Source organism: Devosia sp. 67-54, from assembly GCF_001899075.1.
Lineage (GTDB): Bacteria > Pseudomonadota > Alphaproteobacteria > Rhizobiales > Devosiaceae > Devosia_A.
In genome coordinates this window covers 503,113-519,166 of sequence record NZ_MKVA01000011.1, presented here as the reverse complement: position 1 = coordinate 519,166, position 16,054 = coordinate 503,113, and the positions used below count along the sequence as shown (strand labels likewise).

At 64.4% G+C, this 16,054-nt stretch carries 15 protein-coding genes and 1 pseudogene; 5 read left to right on the top strand and 11 right to left on the bottom strand.

What is annotated here, in order from left to right; genetic code table 11:
- The first annotated feature begins 10 nt into the window (after positions 1 to 10).
- Complete coding sequence (locus tag BGO82_RS19415) at positions 11 to 892, top strand: hypothetical protein (protein ID WP_291307273.1); 882 nt, start codon at positions 11 to 13, stop codon at positions 890 to 892.
- Positions 893 to 1,341: 449 nt separating this feature from the next.
- Here BGO82_RS19415 and BGO82_RS19410 read toward each other — a convergent pair whose 3' ends face one another.
- Positions 1,342 to 2,022 carry a glutamine amidotransferase gene (locus BGO82_RS19410; protein ID WP_291307272.1) on the bottom strand — a complete coding sequence of 227 codons (681 nt, stop codon included), beginning with the start codon at positions 2,020 to 2,022 and terminating at the stop codon, positions 1,342 to 1,344.
- 91 nt (positions 2,023 to 2,113) lie between these two features.
- Here BGO82_RS19410 and BGO82_RS19405 point away from each other — a divergent pair, with 91 nt between their 5' ends.
- Positions 2,114 to 2,614, top strand: coding sequence for a RidA family protein (locus tag BGO82_RS19405; protein ID WP_291307271.1), 501 nt, complete (start codon positions 2,114 to 2,116; stop codon positions 2,612 to 2,614).
- A 5-nt stretch (positions 2,615 to 2,619) separates the two neighbouring features.
- Complete coding sequence (locus BGO82_RS19400; protein ID WP_291307270.1) at positions 2,620 to 3,642, top strand: pyridoxal-phosphate dependent enzyme; 1,023 nt, start codon at positions 2,620 to 2,622, stop codon at positions 3,640 to 3,642.
- Here the strand turns inward: BGO82_RS19400 and BGO82_RS19395 are convergent.
- The 3 genes from BGO82_RS19395 to BGO82_RS19385 are packed head-to-tail and all read right to left on the bottom strand — an operon-like array spanning position 3,639 to position 6,594.
- Positions 3,639 to 4,376, bottom strand: a complete 738-nt coding sequence (locus BGO82_RS19395; RefSeq protein ID WP_291307269.1) for an MBL fold metallo-hydrolase — start codon at positions 4,374 to 4,376, stop codon at positions 3,639 to 3,641. The genes BGO82_RS19400 and BGO82_RS19395 overlap by 4 nt on opposite strands.
- Entirely contained in the window at positions 4,376 to 5,395 is a 1,020-nt protein-coding gene (locus BGO82_RS19390; protein WP_291307268.1) for a succinylglutamate desuccinylase/aspartoacylase family protein, read from the bottom strand. The genes BGO82_RS19395 and BGO82_RS19390 overlap by 1 nt, the downstream gene beginning before the upstream one ends.
- Before the next feature lie 11 nt (positions 5,396 to 5,406).
- The gene (locus BGO82_RS19385) at positions 5,407 to 6,594 is read right to left on the bottom strand and encodes an aminotransferase class V-fold PLP-dependent enzyme (RefSeq protein WP_291307267.1); all 1,188 of its coding nucleotides are present in this window, start codon (positions 6,592 to 6,594) and stop codon (positions 5,407 to 5,409) included.
- A 153-nt stretch (positions 6,595 to 6,747) separates the two neighbouring features.
- Between BGO82_RS19385 and BGO82_RS19380 the strand changes: the two genes are divergently transcribed.
- The gene (locus BGO82_RS19380) at positions 6,748 to 7,785 is read left to right on the top strand and encodes a substrate-binding domain-containing protein (RefSeq protein WP_291307266.1); all 1,038 of its coding nucleotides are present in this window, start codon (positions 6,748 to 6,750) and stop codon (positions 7,783 to 7,785) included.
- Here the strand turns inward: BGO82_RS19380 and BGO82_RS19375 are convergent.
- From BGO82_RS19375 to BGO82_RS19350, 6 genes are all read right to left on the bottom strand, one after another.
- Positions 7,782 to 8,534 carry an SDR family oxidoreductase gene (locus BGO82_RS19375; RefSeq protein WP_291307265.1) on the bottom strand — a complete coding sequence of 251 codons (753 nt, stop codon included), beginning with the start codon at positions 8,532 to 8,534 and terminating at the stop codon, positions 7,782 to 7,784. The genes BGO82_RS19380 and BGO82_RS19375 overlap by 4 nt on opposite strands.
- A gap of 14 nt (positions 8,535 to 8,548) precedes the next feature.
- Entirely contained in the window at positions 8,549 to 9,637 is a 1,089-nt protein-coding gene (locus BGO82_RS19370; RefSeq protein WP_291307264.1) for an ABC transporter ATP-binding protein, read from the bottom strand.
- Position 9,638: 1 nt separating this feature from the next.
- A complete protein-coding gene (locus tag BGO82_RS19365; RefSeq protein WP_291307263.1) occupies positions 9,639 to 10,493 on the bottom strand; it encodes a carbohydrate ABC transporter permease in 855 nt (284 codons plus the stop codon).
- Position 10,494: 1 nt separating this feature from the next.
- Entirely contained in the window at positions 10,495 to 11,424 is a 930-nt protein-coding gene (locus tag BGO82_RS19360) for a sugar ABC transporter permease (protein ID WP_291307262.1), read from the bottom strand.
- A gap of 77 nt (positions 11,425 to 11,501) precedes the next feature.
- Positions 11,502 to 12,788: an extracellular solute-binding protein gene (locus tag BGO82_RS19355; protein ID WP_291307261.1), complete on the bottom strand. Its 1,287-nt coding sequence runs from the start codon at positions 12,786 to 12,788 to the stop codon at positions 11,502 to 11,504.
- A 62-nt stretch (positions 12,789 to 12,850) separates the two neighbouring features.
- Positions 12,851 to 14,443, bottom strand: coding sequence for a M81 family metallopeptidase (locus tag BGO82_RS19350; RefSeq protein WP_291307260.1), 1,593 nt, complete (start codon positions 14,441 to 14,443; stop codon positions 12,851 to 12,853).
- Positions 14,444 to 14,523: 80 nt separating this feature from the next.
- Between BGO82_RS19350 and BGO82_RS19345 the strand changes: the two are divergent.
- Positions 14,524 to 15,660: pseudogene (locus BGO82_RS19345) on the top strand (histidinol dehydrogenase family protein).
- Between the two features lie 29 nt (positions 15,661 to 15,689).
- On the opposite strand, the gene BGO82_RS19340 reads toward BGO82_RS19345, so the two are convergent.
- Positions 15,690 to 16,034 (bottom strand): RidA family protein, encoded by a 345-nt coding sequence (locus BGO82_RS19340; RefSeq protein WP_291307259.1) that lies wholly within the window; start codon positions 16,032 to 16,034, stop codon positions 15,690 to 15,692.
- Positions 16,035 to 16,054: the final 20 nt, after the last annotated feature.

Sequence of the window (16,054 nt, the reverse complement as noted above, 5' to 3'; positions counted from 1 at the left end):
GACGCACGACATGGCCGACAAGAAGCCCACCGCACCCGCTCAGGACGTCACCAAGGACTGGCAGGCGTCGCAGTCGCAGAAATCCTCCGCCGGCAATTTTCGCCTCTTTGCCGCCATCGCCTGGATCATCGCCATCGCCGGCGAATGCTACGGCGTGTGGCTGATCTACCATCGCGCCTTCGACCAGGGCGGCCAGCCGCTGCTGCTGGGTCTGCTGATCGGCATTGCGGTGTTCGCCATCGCCGGCAACCTCTTCTGGAAGGCGGCCAACCGCCGCGATCCGGCCCGTGCCTCCGACACCGCGCGCTTCTTCTTCCAGAATCAGCTCGGCGCGATCATCAGCGTCATCGCCTTCCTGCCACTCCTCGTCCTGATCTTTACCGACAAGAACATGGATCCGCGCACCAAGCAGGTCGGCGGCAGCGTCGGCGCGGTGCTGCTGGTGCTCGCGACCGTGCTCGGCATCAACTTCCAGCCGCCATCGGTCGAGCAGTATACGCAGGACATGGACAAGTGCGCGGCGGAGATCAAGGCGAACCAGCCGACGACGGACTGCTCGCCCGAGGTTGCCGCGCAGGCGCAGGCGATCGCCAACGACACCAGCACCATTGCCGATGCGACCAAGGACGCCGACCACCCCAATGGCCAGGACGTCGTCTACTGGATCGCGCCTGCGGCCGGACAGACCAAGTCCGATATCGAGCACGTCTTCCACCTCTGTGCCGAAGTCAGTCCGCTCAAGGACAAGACCGTCCACAGCGGCTCGGTGACACAGGCCTATGCCGAGAACGCCACGCGCATCACCCAGCAGATCGCGATGGAACAGAAGCAGTGCGGCTTCACCACTTCGCAAGCAACGCCGTCCGCCAGCTCGATGGCATCCAGCGGCTAGGTCGTCGAAGGGACATCGTAAATTTCACGCCGCGGGACCGATTCCAGCGTGATTGGAACGGCTTCCCAGACAGGAATGCTTTGAGTTGCTCTTCATGAGGCCTCGTGTCGCGGCCCTTCGAGGCCAGATAGATGTCGTCATAGCGAGGCTCGTGATGTCCGCAGCGATGGCGGCACGGTACCGGAAGACCTGACGGGTCAGGCGGGGGTGTCCGAGCATGTTTCCATAGCTCCATAATAGCAGTTTGCGGAACAGCCATGAAGCAAAGACGCCTGACTTGCTGGAGTTCCTAGGGACACAAGCCTGAGGAAGGAATGGCGATGCCTATAGTCTGCTGCGAACCTGTCTCAGTTGTCGCCGTCGAGAGGGAGCGCGCTGCAGCAGCCGCCCCGGTGTCTTGGCCAACAGTCCACTCGTAGGGTGTTTGTGACGTCGCCGTGCCCTTCTCATCATTCTCGGACCAGAGTCGAAGGCTCTGGAAGCGCGAATAGTACCGAATCTTGCCCCGCACCTCGGGACCCTCGGGCTAGATGCGTGCATTCGGCGATGATCTGAAAATCGCTGACGCCATTTCGATACTCGGTCTTGTTCATCCCGAGTAGAGAAGGCCAGCTGGTTCCGATGCCCCTGAGGACGGGATGGTGGGGCTTGAGGACCAACGGCACGAGGCCGGCTGGCGCTTCGAGGCCATCCGAGTTTGGGCGGCACCCGACCGGAAGACAGTCGTCTATCGGCGTCTCGAAATAGCGGGCCAATCCTTCCATGCCCTGGAAGCTCATATAGCCGCCGGCCATGACAAGGCCGCCGCCGGTCGCCACCCAGTCGCTCAACATCTGCAGGCGATCGGTGCCTAGGTGTCCCCCTCGCGCACTCGGCGTCAGGAGCAGGGAGAGCGCCCCGACGTCGGAAAGAACGAGAGCGTCATAGCGGACCATCTCTGCTATGCTGAGCGGGAAGTGCTCGCCACGCTCGTCCACCGAGAGTTGCGTCACCGCGTACCCGCCCTCGTTCAAGGCGGCGATGAATTGCTCAGCGCCGTTGACCTTGGTGCCATTTCGCCAGCGGGTAGGACAGCCTTGTTCCTCGACACAACGCCGCCTTTCGAAATATTGCATCCGGATGCAGAACATGTTGCATCCGGATGCAAGGTGGCTAAAGATGCAGCGTAGGCAATCGCCATTTCTGGCTATCTCGCCTCTTCTGCCAAACTTTGGATTAATCATGAAGCCCTTGACGCCCCAGGCCGACGATCGACACCGGGACCCGGATCCCTACCAGCGTTTGGCCGCGCTTGGGCTGGAACTGCCCCCTCCCCCGACGCCGATCGCAAACTTCCGCACCGCCGTCCAGGATGGCGACATCGTCTTCCTGTCGGGCCAGGGGCCGACACGCGAGGATGGCACGTTGCATATCGGCAAGGTTGGCGATGCGGTAAGCGCGCAGGAGGCGTATCGCCACGCGCGCCTGACCGGGCTGAACCTCCTGTCGGTGATGCACGATGTGCTCGGCGATCTCAGGCGGGTGCGTCGTGTCGTCAAGATTTTCGGCATGGTCAACGCCACAGCCGATTTCGCCGACCATTCGGCGGTGATCGACGGCTGTTCCGACCTCTTCTGCGAGGTGTTCGGCGAAGCCGGCCAGCATTCGCGCACCGCCATGGGCGTCGGTTCCCTGCCGCGTCTGATCACTGTCGAAATCGAAGCCGTCATCGCGGTACGCTAGCCATCATGTCCTCGACCTCGCTCACTGCAAGACTGCCCCGCGCCGAGCTCGGCAACTTCCCGACGCCGCTCGAAGCCGCGCCGAACCTGAGCAAGGCGCTGGGCGGGCCAAATATCTACATCAAGCGCGACGACCTCTCGGGCCTGTCGGTGGGCGGCAGCAAGACGCGCATCTTCGAATTCGTGCTGGGCCAGGCCAAGGCCGAAGGCGCAACAGCGGTCGTTGCCATGGCGGGCGAACAATCCAACAAACTGCGTGAGCTCGCGGCCGGCGCCAACAAGCTCGGCATGAAGCCGATCCTGCTGCTGCATGCAGTGACCACGCCGACGGCGATGGTTGGCAACCGCTTCCTGTTCGAACTGCTCGGCGCCGAAGTGCATACCACGCCGATCCCCGAACGGCTCGATCCCGCGATCAAAGACGTCTTACAGCGGCTCTGCGACGACGCGGCGCGCCGCGGCTACAAGCCATTCATGATCTATCACCCGGAACGCACTGGCACGATCGGAACGGCGTCCTACGTCGCTGGCGCCGAGGAACTGCTCTGCCAGTTCGAGGCCATGCAGCTCAAGCCCAAGCACGTGTTCATCGCCACCGGAGCCGGCCCAACCACCGCCGGCCTGGTGCTCGGCTGCCGCGCACACGGCGCGAGCTTCGGGATCACCGGCGTCTCGGTGGGCTCGTCCCGCGACGACGTGTTGCGGCACGTGCTCGACTACGCCAACAAATGCGCCGCGATGCTCGGCGTCGACCGCCGCATCTCGGACACGGATTTCGGCATCGATGCGAGCTACCACGCGACGACCTCGCCGATCGCCGCCCCGGTCAAGGAAGCGATAGAGCTCTTCGCCCGCACAGAAGGCATCCTGCTCGAGCCGACCTACACCGGCAAAGGCGCGGCCGGGATGATCGCGGCGATCCGTCGGGGCGATTTCCAACAGCACGACAGCGTCGTGTTCGTGCACACCGGCGGGCTACCGGGGCTGTTCGCCCGCAGCGGCGAGTTCGGCTACCAGCCCTACCTCTAGATCGACGGCGGACAGGCGTTGCGCCGCACATGCTCCATCGCCGCATCGGCGTGACGGCGGCCATCGCGCAGCGAGAACGGCCCGTGCCCCGGCAGGAAGATCTCGTAGTCGAAGCCAGCGAGCCGTCGCACCGAACGGCAGATCTCGGGCACGCTGCAATCGTAGACGTTCTGCACTCCTACCCGACCGCCGTGGAACAGCGCGTCGCCCGCGACCAGCACCCTGCGGCCAGGCTGCTCGATGAGGAACGCCAGGTGATCGTGGCTGTGGCCGGGCGTGGCGATAGCGGTGACCCTGGTGTCGCCGATGCGCTGCGTGTCGCCATCCGCAATGATCTGGCCAACAGGGCACGCGCGATACGCATAGTCGGCCGGATACCCACCGGCCTCGCGCGCCGCGGTGAGGCTGATCGCATCCTCGTCGCCGCTCGCCACCATTGCCGCCGTGGCCGCTCCGGCGATGACCTTGAGCCCGAGCCGCTCGCGCATCCGGGCCGCGCCCGCCGAATGATCGGCGTGGCCGTGAGTGAGGAACAGGGTGGTGATGCTGGCCGGATCGATGCCCTCCGCGGGCATTGCCTCTAGTGCCGCGTCGACGCTGCGGCCGGCGCCGGCGTCGAACAGAAGCCAACCCGTGCTGGCGCCGACCAGATAGACGTTGCAATCGAGCGGATCGGTCAGATCCATGCCGAGGCCGCCGCTCATCACCAGATGCAGGCGCTCGGCGATCCGCATCAGGCGACCACGTCCGTGCCGATGTGGAACAGGCAGTCGCCGCGCCGTATCCGCGCCGGCGCGCGCTTGCAGAGCACCATGCCAGAGAGCGCGAAGCTGAGCGTCAGCGGCTCGACCCAGGGCTTCTCGGGCACGTGCACGCGCGCCGCCGGCTGGCCGGCGACCACCTCGTCGCCGAGCTCGGCCAGTGGCTCGTAGACGCCATCGTCATCGGCGTAGACGTAGTATTCGGGGCCGCGAAGATCGAGGATGCGGGTGTCGAAGCCGGCGCCCTTGCCCTGCTGCTTGCCGGTGAAGTGACCGAGGTGGGTCAGCAGTCCACGCAGGCCGTCGCGCGCGATCCGGATGGTCTCGCGGCTGAGCGCGCCTGAGCCGCCAAGCTCGGTGCCGATGAACAGTTTGCCCTTGCGCCCCGCGGCGCCCAACAGCGTGTTGTTGGTGTCGTCGGGCTGATCGAGCACGTAGGCAGCGGGGGTACCGAAGGCGCGCACCATCGCCAGGGACTTCTTGTACTTATCCACGTCGGCCCAGCGAGCGATCACCGTTGATGGTACGTAGTGCAGCGAGCTACCGCCCGAATGCATGTCGCAAACGGCATCGCATAATGGAATGATGTTCTCTTCAACGTAGTAGGCAATCTGCTGCGTCACGTTGCCGGCAGCGTCGCCGGGGAATGAACGGTTGAGATTGCCGCCGTCGATCGGCGAGGTGCGTCGCGCCCTAACTGCCGCCGGCTGGTTTAGCGTCGGCATGATGATCAGCCGGCCGGTGAGCTCGGCCGGATCGAGCGATCGCGCCAGCTCCGCCAACGCCACCTCGCCCTCGTACTCGTCGCCGTGGTTGCCGGCGGTGAGCACCGTCGTCGGCCCAGGTGCTCCCGAGATCACCACCACCGGCACCGGCACAAAGCCATATGCCGATTCATGCGACGACAGCGGCACGCGCACATAGCCGTGGCGCTTGCCGGGGCCATCGAGGCTGATCTCGGTGACGAGCCGGCTCGGCGGACGCGATTGCACTGTGAACTCTCCTAGATGTCCCAGATCGATTCTTCCTGCCGCGACCGCCACTCAGCAAACGGCGTGGACTTAGTCCGTCCGGCGCGGGCGGCGTCGAGCTCGCCAACAATGCGCTCGCTCACGATCCTTGCCTCCTCGAGATCGAGGTTGCAGGGATCGAGCTCGAAGTAGCCATGCTCGAGGTCCTCGGCCCGCACGGCTATCGACGGCGTTCCGGCGGCAAGCGCCGAACTCATGTCCCAGGCGCTCGTCCCCGCACGTGCCGGATCGACGGCGACCCGCACCCGGTCGACCGGGTTGTTCGTTGGATCCGGCACGACGGTGATCGTCACGCCGTCAAGGTTGGCGAGTGCGATGGTCCAGTGGTCGAGCAGCGACCTCTCATGTGCGCGGGTCGCGGCGTGGTCGGTGCGCTCCCACGCGTCGAGCGCCGCGATGGCCCCGGCAATGCTCTCCTTGCCGACCTTGAAGCCGCGGCCGATGCCGGCGTTCTGGAGATAGATCGCGCGCACCAGATCGCGGCGCCCGGCGATGATGCCGGCCGTCGGCCCTCGCATGAACTTGTGTGCCGAATAAAGCGCGAGGTCGGCCCCCTGCGCGAGGAACCCGCGAAGGTTATACTCGGCAGCTCCATCGACAATAACCGGCACGCCGTGCGCGTGCGCGATGGCGGCAAAACGTGACAGCGGGATCATGCCATATGACGCCGCGTGATGCGATACGACGTACAGCGCTGCGGTGGTGTTTGGGCCGAACGCCGCCTCGAGCTCGAACTCCGTGGATGACGTTGCCTGCCCTATCGCCTTGAGGCGGGCGCCCGAGAGTCGGATGGCCTGGTCGATCGGAGCACCGTAGTTGAGAAGATGCCCCTGCAGAATCACCACTTCGTTGCGCAAACCACTCGTGTCGGGCAGCCGCGCGATCTTCGCACGATCGAGGCCGGTCATGGTCGCGGCAATTGACAGCGTGATCGCCGCACTGGTCGAGGCGGTGACGAGACCCGCCTCTGCGCCAAGCGCCCCCGCGATGGTTTTGCTGGCGACGCGCTGCAGCTCGTCGATCCACACGAAGCGCGGCAGGATGTCGGCAACGGCGGCCATCGCTTCGGGATGCGCGCTCGAGGCACCGATCACCGTCATGGTGCCGGCGACGTTGATCACCTGTCTCAGGCCGCGGTCTTTTTCATCGAACTTGGGCATGTGACCTCTCTATACCAAACCCATCAAACCTAACATTGCATCCGGATGCAATATGCATTCGAGATTGCTAGGATAGCCTCCATAAGATGCTTGGCGGCTTGTCTGCCGCTAGGCTAATGCTGATGCTGCATCGGGATGCATAAGGGGCGGAGTATGAGCATCGGCGACGACGACAGCGACCTCCTATCGGGTTCAGATCGCCTCACCGGCCGGCAGCTCGCCAAGGAACTCGGCATCTCGCAATCGACCATTTCGCGCGCCTTCAGCGACGGCGCGACGATCTCGCCAAAGATGCGCGCCAAGGTGCTCGAGGCGGCGCGCAAATTCGGCTACCAGCCGAATGTCATCGCTCGTTCGCTGTCGACACACCGGAGCGGTATTGTTGGCATCGTCGTCGCGAATATGACCAATCCGTTCTACGCCTCGATCTTGCAGCCGCTGGCGCGCCGCCTGCAGCAGCTGGGCCTGCAGACGCTCCTGACCAGCATCCCGTCAGGCCAGCAGATCGACGCGCAGCTGCACTTGCTGCTGCAATACAACGTCGACGCCATCGTCATCATGACCGGCACCGTATCGCAGGAAATGGCACGACGCTGGACCGACACCGGCCGGGCTGCCCTGCTGTTCAGCTACTCCATCCCCGGCATCGATCTGATTAGCGTCGTCTGTGACAACGAGGCGGGCGGTCGCGACGTCGCGCGCCTGTTGCTGCAGAATGGGCACAAGCGCCCGGCGTTTGTTGGCCGCAGTCCCGATGCCGCAACGACCCATGCTCGCGCCGAGGGCTTTGAGGCCGAGCTCGCCGAAGCCGGTGTGCCGCTGTTTGGGCGCGTCGACGGCGAATACACTTATGAGGGTGGCTATGCAGCGGCGCTGGAGCTCGGGCGCTCGCGGCCAGATTCGATCTTCTTTGCGCACGACATCATGGCGCTCGGCGGCATGGACGCGCTGCGGTACGGTCTCGGACTGCGCGTGCCGGAGGACATCTCTGTCGTCGGCTTCGACAACATCCCGCAGGGTGCCTGGCCGACTTACCAGCTGACGACCTTCGCCCAGCCGGTCGACCAGATGGTAGAGGCTGCGGTGCGCCTGCTCAATCGCCGCAATCCCGATGAGCCTGCGCCCGCCTCGAGCGTCTTGCCCGGCGCATTGGTGCAGCGCAACTCTGTGCAGAACCGCACCGTCCGCTAGTCGCCGCGATCGAACGGCGGGATTTGCGCCATTAGGCCGCCGTCGACTAAGAGCGTCGTGCCGGTCACCATTTTCGACCCCGGCTCGGCTAGATAGACCGCCGCATTGGCGACGTCGGCCGGATCGGCCGCATGCCCCATCGGCACGATCTGCTTAAAGCCGCGTTGGAACCCGGGGCTGCGGAACAGCGAAGCATTGCGAGGCACCTCGACGGGCCCCGGCGCCAGCATGTTGGCGCGGATGCCGTGCGGCGCGAGATCGACCGCCATCGCGCGGGTGAGGATCGCGATGCCGCCTTTCGAGGAGGCATAGGGCAGCGCCTGCGGCTCGGCCGCCAAGGAGTTCACCGAGCCAACGGTGATGATGCTGCCGCCACGACCCTGCGCGATCATCGCGCGCGCCACGGCTCGGCAGACGCGGAAGGTGCCGGTGAGGTTGACCGCCAGATAGGCATCCCACTCATCGTCGGTGACATCGGGGAACAGCGCGCGGCCGCCGGTGAGCGCCGCCGCCGTCACCACGATGTCGATACCGGTGTTGCGCTCGGCCGCGACGGCTACGGCGCGTTCCACCGCCTGGGCATCGCGGACGTCGCAGCTCAGCAGGGGAAACCCCACTCCTTCCCCGCCGAGATCGAGGCCGATCACAGTGGCGCCTTCGGCCACGAACCGCTGCGCGACGGCACCGCCGATACCGCCGCCCGCACCAGTCACCAGTGCGCTGAGCCCTGCCAGCCGATTTGATGCCACGGTCGCCTCCGTCGTCAGTTCGCGTCGATCAGCGCCGGCGTCACCAGTGCAGCACCGGTTGCCGGATCGAACACATACAACGTCCGCGGGTTGATGCGTGCAAAGACAGTATCGCCCGCCTTGGCTGGCTCGGCCGCATTCGACTGTGCGATCAGCCGCCCACCTGGCAACGACAGGTGAAGGATCGTCATGGCGCCGAGATGCTCGACGAAATCGACGCGCACCGACACGTCGCCACTGACGCCGACGCTGACATCCTCGGGCCGGAGACCGACATCGTAGGTCGCGTCGGCGCGGAGCCGCGGCTTCACCTGATCCGGCACCGGCACGCTCGCACCGAGAAACTTGAGGTTTCCACTGTCTTCGAACGTACCGGGAAACACCGACATCGGCGGGCTGCCAACGAATGTCGCGACGAACCGGTTGGCCGGGTTGCGATAGATATCGAGCGGAGCCGCGAACTGCTGCAGCTCGCCGCGGCTGAACACCGCGATGCGATCGCTCATCGTCATCGCCTCGGCTTGGTCGTGCGTGACGTAGATCGCGGTGGTGTCGAGCTCAGAGAACAGCCGCTTGAGCTCGACGCGCGTCTGCACCCGCAGCACCGCATCGAGATTGCTCAGCGGCTCGTCGAGCAGGAAGACGTGGGGATCGCGCACGAAAGCTCGCCCGAGCGCCACGCGCTGCCGTTGTCCGCCGGAAAGCTGGCGCGGGTAGCGCTCGAGCATGTCCTTGAGCTCGAGCCGCTCGGCCGCGTCGGCGACGCGCCGATCGATCTCGGCCTTCTCAATGTTGCGCACTTTGAGCGCGAAGCCGATGTTGTCGGCGACCGTCATGTGCGGGTAGAGCGCGTAGCCTTGGAACACCATCGCGAGGTTGCGCGAGCGCGGCGGTACCTTCGTCAGGTCTTGGCCGTCCATCAGGATCTCGCCGCTGGTAACACTCTCGAGCCCGGCAATCATGTTGAGCGTGGTCGTCTTGCCGCAACCCGAGGGGCCCAGGAACGAGACGAATTCGCGGTCACGAATCTCGAGGTTGAGCTCGCGCACGGCTGTCACCGCACCAAACTTCTTCCAGACGTTTCTAAGGATCAGACCAGCCATGTCACCCCTTCACGGCGCCGGCGGTGAGACCGCGGACGAGATAGCGTTGCGCGATGACGGCCAGCACGACGACCGGCAGCACGATGATGGTCCCCATCGCCGACATCGGTCCCCAAGAGGTCCCCTTGTCGGTGATGAAGGCCGAGATGGCGACCGGCAGCGTCTTGGCGTTGAGCGGCCCGACTGCCGATGCGAACAGAAACTCGTTCCATGAGAAGAACGCGGTCAGCAGCCCCGCCGTGACGATCGCCGGCAAGGTAAGCGGCAGCACTATCGAGAAGAACCGTCGCAGCACGCCGCAGCCGTCCAGCATCGCGGACTGCTCGAGTTGGCGAGGGAATTCCTCGAAGAACGACAACATCAGCCACACCACTACTGGCAGTGTCATGCTGACATGCGCGATGACCACTGCTGCGTAGGTGTCGCGCAGGCCGAGGTCGCGCATCAGCACGAAGTATGGAATGGCAATGGTGATCTTGGGGTAGAACCGGACGACGAGAAAGGTGAGCCCGATGATGGTCGACAGGCGGAACGGCAACTTCAGTCGCGCGAGACCGTAGGCGACAAGGCAGCCGGTGCTCACCGAAACGATAGTGGTAAGTGTGGTGACGATGATCGAGTTGAACAGGATCTTTAGCGTCGCACTGTTGGCGCCGAACACACTCGCATAATACTCGAAGGTCAGATGGCTCGGCCACAACGTGGCGTTCTCGCTGAGGAATTCGTCCGCCGGCCTAAGGCTGTTGCCGAACAGGATGAAGAACGGCGCCAGCGTGACGAAGAGGCCGATCAGCACGATTGCAACGACGGGGATGCGGCGGAGCAGAGTGTCAGTGGAGTGATCCATCGCGCTCATCTCACGCCTGCTGCCAGCGCGAGATACGGGCGCGCCAGACCAGCAGTCCAATGACGAGGATGAGACAACCGAGCATCGTCGCCCAGGAAATCGCCGCCGCGTAGCTGATGTTGAAGTAGCGCAGGCCCTGTTGATAGATCCAGAAGCTTAGCGTGTGCGTGGCAAAGCCCGGTCCACCAAAGGTTGTGGTGAACACGATGTCGAGTGTCAGCAGCGCATCCAGCAGACGGAACATCACCACCAGCAGCCCGACCGGCGCCAACATCGGCAGCACGATGCGGAACAGGATCTGCAGCGGCGTCGCGCCATCCACCTCGGCGGCGCGCAGCACCTCGGAGGGCAGTGACGAGATCGCCGCGGCAAAGATCACGAAAACGAAGGGCGTCCATTCCCAGACGTCGATGATGATGATCGACAGCACGGCGAGACGCGGATCGCCGAGCCAGTCGGGCGCCGGCACGCCAATGCCGCGCAGCATGTCATTGATCGGCCCGACGCGGGCGCTCAGCATCATGCGCCAGATGGTGCCGACCGCCACCGGTGCGATCACCATCGGCAGGATCAGGATGGTGCGGGCAATGCGCACCGCCGGTCGCTCGCCGACGGTGAAGTAGGCGAGGATGAAGCCAATGATGACGCTCGCCGCGGTGCTGCTGATGGCGAAGACGAACGTGCGCCCGATGGTCTGCAGCAGCACGCTGTCCGTGGCCATCTTGCTATAGTTGGCGACACCCACGAATGGACCCGGTTCGATGGACTTGGTCAGCGTCCAGTCGACGAACGAAATCCAGAGCGAATAGATGAGCGGGTAGAACTGCGCGATAACGATGATGGCGATCGCCGGCAGCATGAAGGCTAGCAGGATTCCGCGCTCGCCGATCTTTCGTTCGAGCCAGTCGGCAATCGCCCATGTTGTTCGCGAGAGCTGCATGCCTTCACTGACCCGACGTTGTTAACGCACGCGGAGGAGTCGAGGCCCCTCCGCGCGATAGCCGGGGAGGAACCAGCTTACTTTTCGACGGCGCCGACCTTGACGGCCACGTCCGCGAGCGTTTGCGGCACCGTGAAGTTGGCCCAGGCCGCGTTGATAGCTGCCACGCCATCTTCCGGCGAGGTGCGACCGTTGGCGATGTCCTGCAAGGTATTGTTAAGGAAGTCCAACGCTTCGCCCGTCAGCACCAGGTTCTGCGCGCGCGGCAGGTCGGCCAGCTTGGCCGGCCAGTCGTGCTGGTGTTTGGCCTTGAGGTCCGCATCGTCGTAGAGCGCCTGCCACGGCGAGCCAATGCCGAACTTCTCGTAGTTGGCCTTGGCAGCCTGCGGACCGGCGAAAGTCTTCATCCAGTCCCAGGCGAGATCCTTGTCCGGCGCCGAGTCGACCATGAACAGCTGCCATTGGCTCAGCTGCGGAAAGCCCGGTCCCGGGAACGACACCTGGTGCCAGTGACCCTTGATCGGGCTGCCATCAGCGTCAAGGAAGGCGTTGGCGAAGGACGGCCACGTCACCAGCATCGCCGCCTTTCCGTCGCGGAACGCAGCGTTGGCTTCGTCGAATGACATGGCGTTGCCCTGCTTGGGCAAGTGCTTCCAGAGCTCGGCGATCAGCTTGCCGGTGGCCACAGCCTTGTCGACGTTGAGGGCATAGTGGCCATTCTTGTCGATGTAGGTCCCGTCATAGTCGCCGGTGAAGAATGCACTGATCTGCTCTGGGCTGCCGGTCGGGTGTGAGAAGCAGGCGACGCCAGCGTCCTTGCTCTCGATAGTGCTGCAGGCCGCGAGGAAATCGTCCCACGTCTTGAAGTTTGCATCGACGCCGGCCTGCTTCAGCAGGTCGTCATTGACCATCACGCCATAGACGTCGGTTCCGTAGGGGAAGCCGATCTGCTTGCCGTTGAAGTACTCGGACCGGCCCGGGTCCATGAGGCCCTGGACCAGCCCATTCGTCATGTTGTCCTTCTTGATGTAGTCATCAAGCGGCACGAAATGCTGGTAGATATCGGCGAGGTAGAAGCCGCCGCTCATCACCTGGTACTGGTTGGTGCCGGTGACGACATCTGTAATGTTGTTCTGTCGCAAGATCGCCCAAGGGAACGCAGCGACAGTGACCTTGGCACCGGTCTTGGCCTGGAAGTCGGCTGCAAGCGCCTCGGCGGCCTTGTCGTAGGTTCCCGACGCCATCACCGAGAAGGTCAGGCTCTTGTCCTGCGCGATGGCCGGCGCGGCAGCGGCGCCGATGGCGAGCATCGCCACCGACAGGCCCAAAGATACTCGATGCACGTCAAACCAGGTGGTCTTCATTGTCGTCTCTCCCTGTTCAACTCGGCGGCCGGTTCGGCCGATGAGAATTTTCCTCGCGCCGCTCAGGCGGCGGCTCCGTCGCGGTTAGCGTCCGGCGTCAGCGTCGAGCGGTAGATTTGGGCCTTGGGCGCATAGGTCACGCCGAGATCAAGCGGGAACATCGGTCGAGCCGCGACGGTGTGCCCGAGCGTCGGCAGGTTGGCCGACGTGGACCCTGCAACATCGACGACATAGTTCTTCTCGACCCACGCGTCGTACATGTGGTGTTCGGCATGCGGCGACTTCAGCACAATGACGTCATATTCGACCGGGTCGATGCCGTTCGAGTAGTACATCGCGCGGTCGAACAGGCTGACGGACTGGCTGAACACCACGACCGTGAAGTTCTCGAAGGTCAGCACCGCGGTCGGCCCGGCGTCGAGGCTGATCTTCATGGTCTCGAGCCGCGACTTGCCGTCCGACAGGAGCTTGACCCGCGCGCTGACGCGCATCGGCGTGAACCGCTTCCTGTCGAGCGCACCGCCGAGATCGACTTCGATCGTCGCGCCGACGCCCGCCCTGTGGGCCGCTGCCGCGGCGGCCGGATCGACGATCTGCGCCAGCACGCTCTTAGTGAAGCCAGCGTCGCGCAGCCCCTTGATGAGAAGATTGGAGTCGCCGCTCGAGCCCGAGGACGGCGCGTCGGCGGCATCGCTGAACAACACCGAGCCTGTGGCCGCGTTGGCGCCCGCAATCGCATCTTCCAGCGAGGTCATGTGCGCCTGCATGATGTCGCGATTGGCCCAGAACTTTGCGGCCAGCTTTTCGGCGAACGCGGTCGCAGCCGCCGGATCTCGGTCGGTGACGACCACTACCTGGCTGCAGAGCTCGGGCACATCGGTGAACGGATTGCCGATCATCAGCCCGGCGGCGAGCGCCTCACCGCTGTCTTCCAGCGCTTTGCACTCATCCAGGAACCTGCCGTAGATGCCTGTCTCGGTGATCAGCTCATGACCACGCACAAGCGCCGGGATCGTGACGCGCACCACATTGGTGGCAGTGCGCTCGCGCAGCAGCTTGAGCAGCAGCCGCGCGGCCCGCGCGCCCGTATCGGCAAAGTCATGGTGCGGATATGTGTAGTAGATGGCAAAGCCATTGGTGGCCTCGATCATCCTGGCGGTGAGAATGCCGTGCAGGTCGAGCGACATGACCATCGGCTTGTCTGGACCGATGCGCTTGCGAATTTCGGCGGCTAGGTAGCCTTCTGGGTCGAGCTCGTTCTCGGCGCCCATCGCGCCGTGTACCGAGAGATACACGCCGTCGATTTCAGCCGCGTTTTGGTCGACCACTTTTAAGATATCCGAGGAGAGCCGCGCCCAGCTGTCCGCGGCCAGCGGTCCGGCACTGTCGGAACGAGCGCCGAAGCCTGGAACCACGACGACATCGCTAGCGGCCTCGAGCACCTGGAGCGCGCCACCCACCGCGGTGTTCAGCCCGCGCTGCTGCAGCATCGAATTGCCGCGGTCGATCCGGAACTTATCGTAGGAGGAAAGCACGGGGTTGAAGGAGGAAATCTCCTGCATGCATTCGATAAAGAGAATCCTAAACACCGAATGCACCCCTGTTTCCTTCGACGAAGGCATCACCTGCGCCGTCTTCGAGAGCGAGATAAGCAAGGATTGCATCCGGATGCAACAGAATTCTGCATCCGGATGCAGCAATGGATTGCCGTCTCTACCAATGAAGAAAACGCTGCATGATCCGTTCCCTCAAAACCGCCGCCCCGTCCGTCGATACGACCGAGCGCGACCGCGACGTTCGCGCCATCGTGACGGCCATCCTCGAGGACGTCGGCAAGCGCGGCGACGCCGCCGTGCACGAGCTATCGCGGCGCTTCGACAACTACGACCGTAAGGACTTCCGGCTCAGCACGGTCGAGATCGAGGCAAGTCTTGCGCTTGTCGGTAACGACCCGCTCGACGACATCCGCTTTGCGCAGGCGCAGGTGCGACGCTTCGCCGAGGTGCAGCGGAGTACGATCACCGACGTCGAGACCGAGACGCTGCCAGGCGTCGTGCTCGGCCATAAGAACATCCCGGTGAACGCAGTGGGCTGCTACGTGCTCGGCGGCAAAGTATGCGCTCCTCGCCTCGGCCCACATGTCGGTGATCACCGCACGCGTCGCCAAGATTCCTCGCGTCATCACCGTCGCCCCGCCCTTCCACGGGCAGCCGGCGCCCGCCATCGTCGCCGCGCAGCACCTTGCCGGGGCCGACGCGATCTATTGCCTCGGCGGCGTGCTGTGCGCCACGGACCTGCTGGGCCAGGTTGAGCACGGCCTAACTCGCCGGCGAGCCTGCTGACCAGTTCGGAGAAACTGGCGCGCGAGACGATGGTGCAGATCGACCGCCTGCTGCAGATTCTTCCAACCGCCGCCATTGCCGCCAAGGCATGGGCCGACTACGGCCAGATCATCGTCTGCGATACGAACGAGGAGATGCTGCGGACCGCCAACGAGATCGCCTCCGAGCACGTGCAGGTGATGACCGCGGACCCGGACTACTTCCTCGCCAACATGACCAATTACGGCGCGTTGTTTCTTGGGCCGCGCACCAACGTGGCCTACGGCGACAAGGTCATCGGCACCAACCACACGCTGCCCACCCGCAAGGCGCCGGGCTTTACGGGCGGGCTGTGGGTCGGCAAGTTCCTCAAGACCGTGACCTACCAGCGCGTCGTCATCGACGAGGCGTCGGCGATGGTCGGCGAATACCGCTCGCGCCTCTGCCTACTCGAAGGGTTTGTCGGTCACGCCGAACAGGCCAATGTGCGCGTGCGGCGCTACGGGCAGCGCAACGTGCCTTACGGGGAGGCCGCCCTGCGTCGCGAGTGAGCTTCGGTCGATGCCGTCGCCGCGGCGCTTCAGACGGCGGCGATGGCGGTGATCTCGATGCGCAGATCAGCCACCGCGAGGCGCGCCTCGACGCAGGCGCGCACCGGCGGATTCTGCGGATCGATCCACCGGTCGTAGACCGAGTTCATCGCATCGAAGTCGACGATTGCCGGCAGAAACACGTTGACCGACAGCAGCTTCGACTTATCGGTTCCCGCCGCTTGCAGCAAAGCATCGACCTTGGCCAGCACGTCGCGGGTCTGCCCCTCGATGCCCACCTTCGGATCGTTCGCGACCTGGCCCGCAATATAGACGAGCCCGCTGTGAACGACGGCCTGGCTCATCCGCGAACCCGCCTGGATGCGTTGAATCATCTTTGCCTACTCTCTTGGTT

Coding starts and splice junctions, on each gene's coding strand:
- BGO82_RS19415 (WP_291307273.1), top strand. CDS start 11: ATGGCCGACAAGAAGCCCACCGCACCCGCTCAGGACGTCACCAAGGAC.
- BGO82_RS19410 (WP_291307272.1), bottom strand. CDS start 2,022: ATGTTCTGCATCCGGATGCAATATTTCGAAAGGCGGCGTTGTGTCGAG.
- BGO82_RS19405 (WP_291307271.1), top strand. CDS start 2,114: ATGAAGCCCTTGACGCCCCAGGCCGACGATCGACACCGGGACCCGGAT.
- BGO82_RS19400 (WP_291307270.1), top strand. CDS start 2,620: ATGTCCTCGACCTCGCTCACTGCAAGACTGCCCCGCGCCGAGCTCGGC.
- BGO82_RS19395 (WP_291307269.1), bottom strand. CDS start 4,376: ATGCGGATCGCCGAGCGCCTGCATCTGGTGATGAGCGGCGGCCTCGGC.
- BGO82_RS19385 (WP_291307267.1), bottom strand. CDS start 6,594: ATGCCCAAGTTCGATGAAAAAGACCGCGGCCTGAGACAGGTGATCAAC.
- BGO82_RS19380 (WP_291307266.1), top strand. CDS start 6,748: ATGAGCATCGGCGACGACGACAGCGACCTCCTATCGGGTTCAGATCGC.
- BGO82_RS19370 (WP_291307264.1), bottom strand. CDS start 9,637: ATGGCTGGTCTGATCCTTAGAAACGTCTGGAAGAAGTTTGGTGCGGTG.
- BGO82_RS19365 (WP_291307263.1), bottom strand. CDS start 10,493: ATGAGCGCGATGGATCACTCCACTGACACTCTGCTCCGCCGCATCCCC.
- BGO82_RS19360 (WP_291307262.1), bottom strand. CDS start 11,424: ATGCAGCTCTCGCGAACAACATGGGCGATTGCCGACTGGCTCGAACGA.
- BGO82_RS19355 (WP_291307261.1), bottom strand. CDS start 12,788: ATGAAGACCACCTGGTTTGACGTGCATCGAGTATCTTTGGGCCTGTCG.
- BGO82_RS19340 (WP_291307259.1), bottom strand. CDS start 16,034: ATGATTCAACGCATCCAGGCGGGTTCGCGGATGAGCCAGGCCGTCGTT.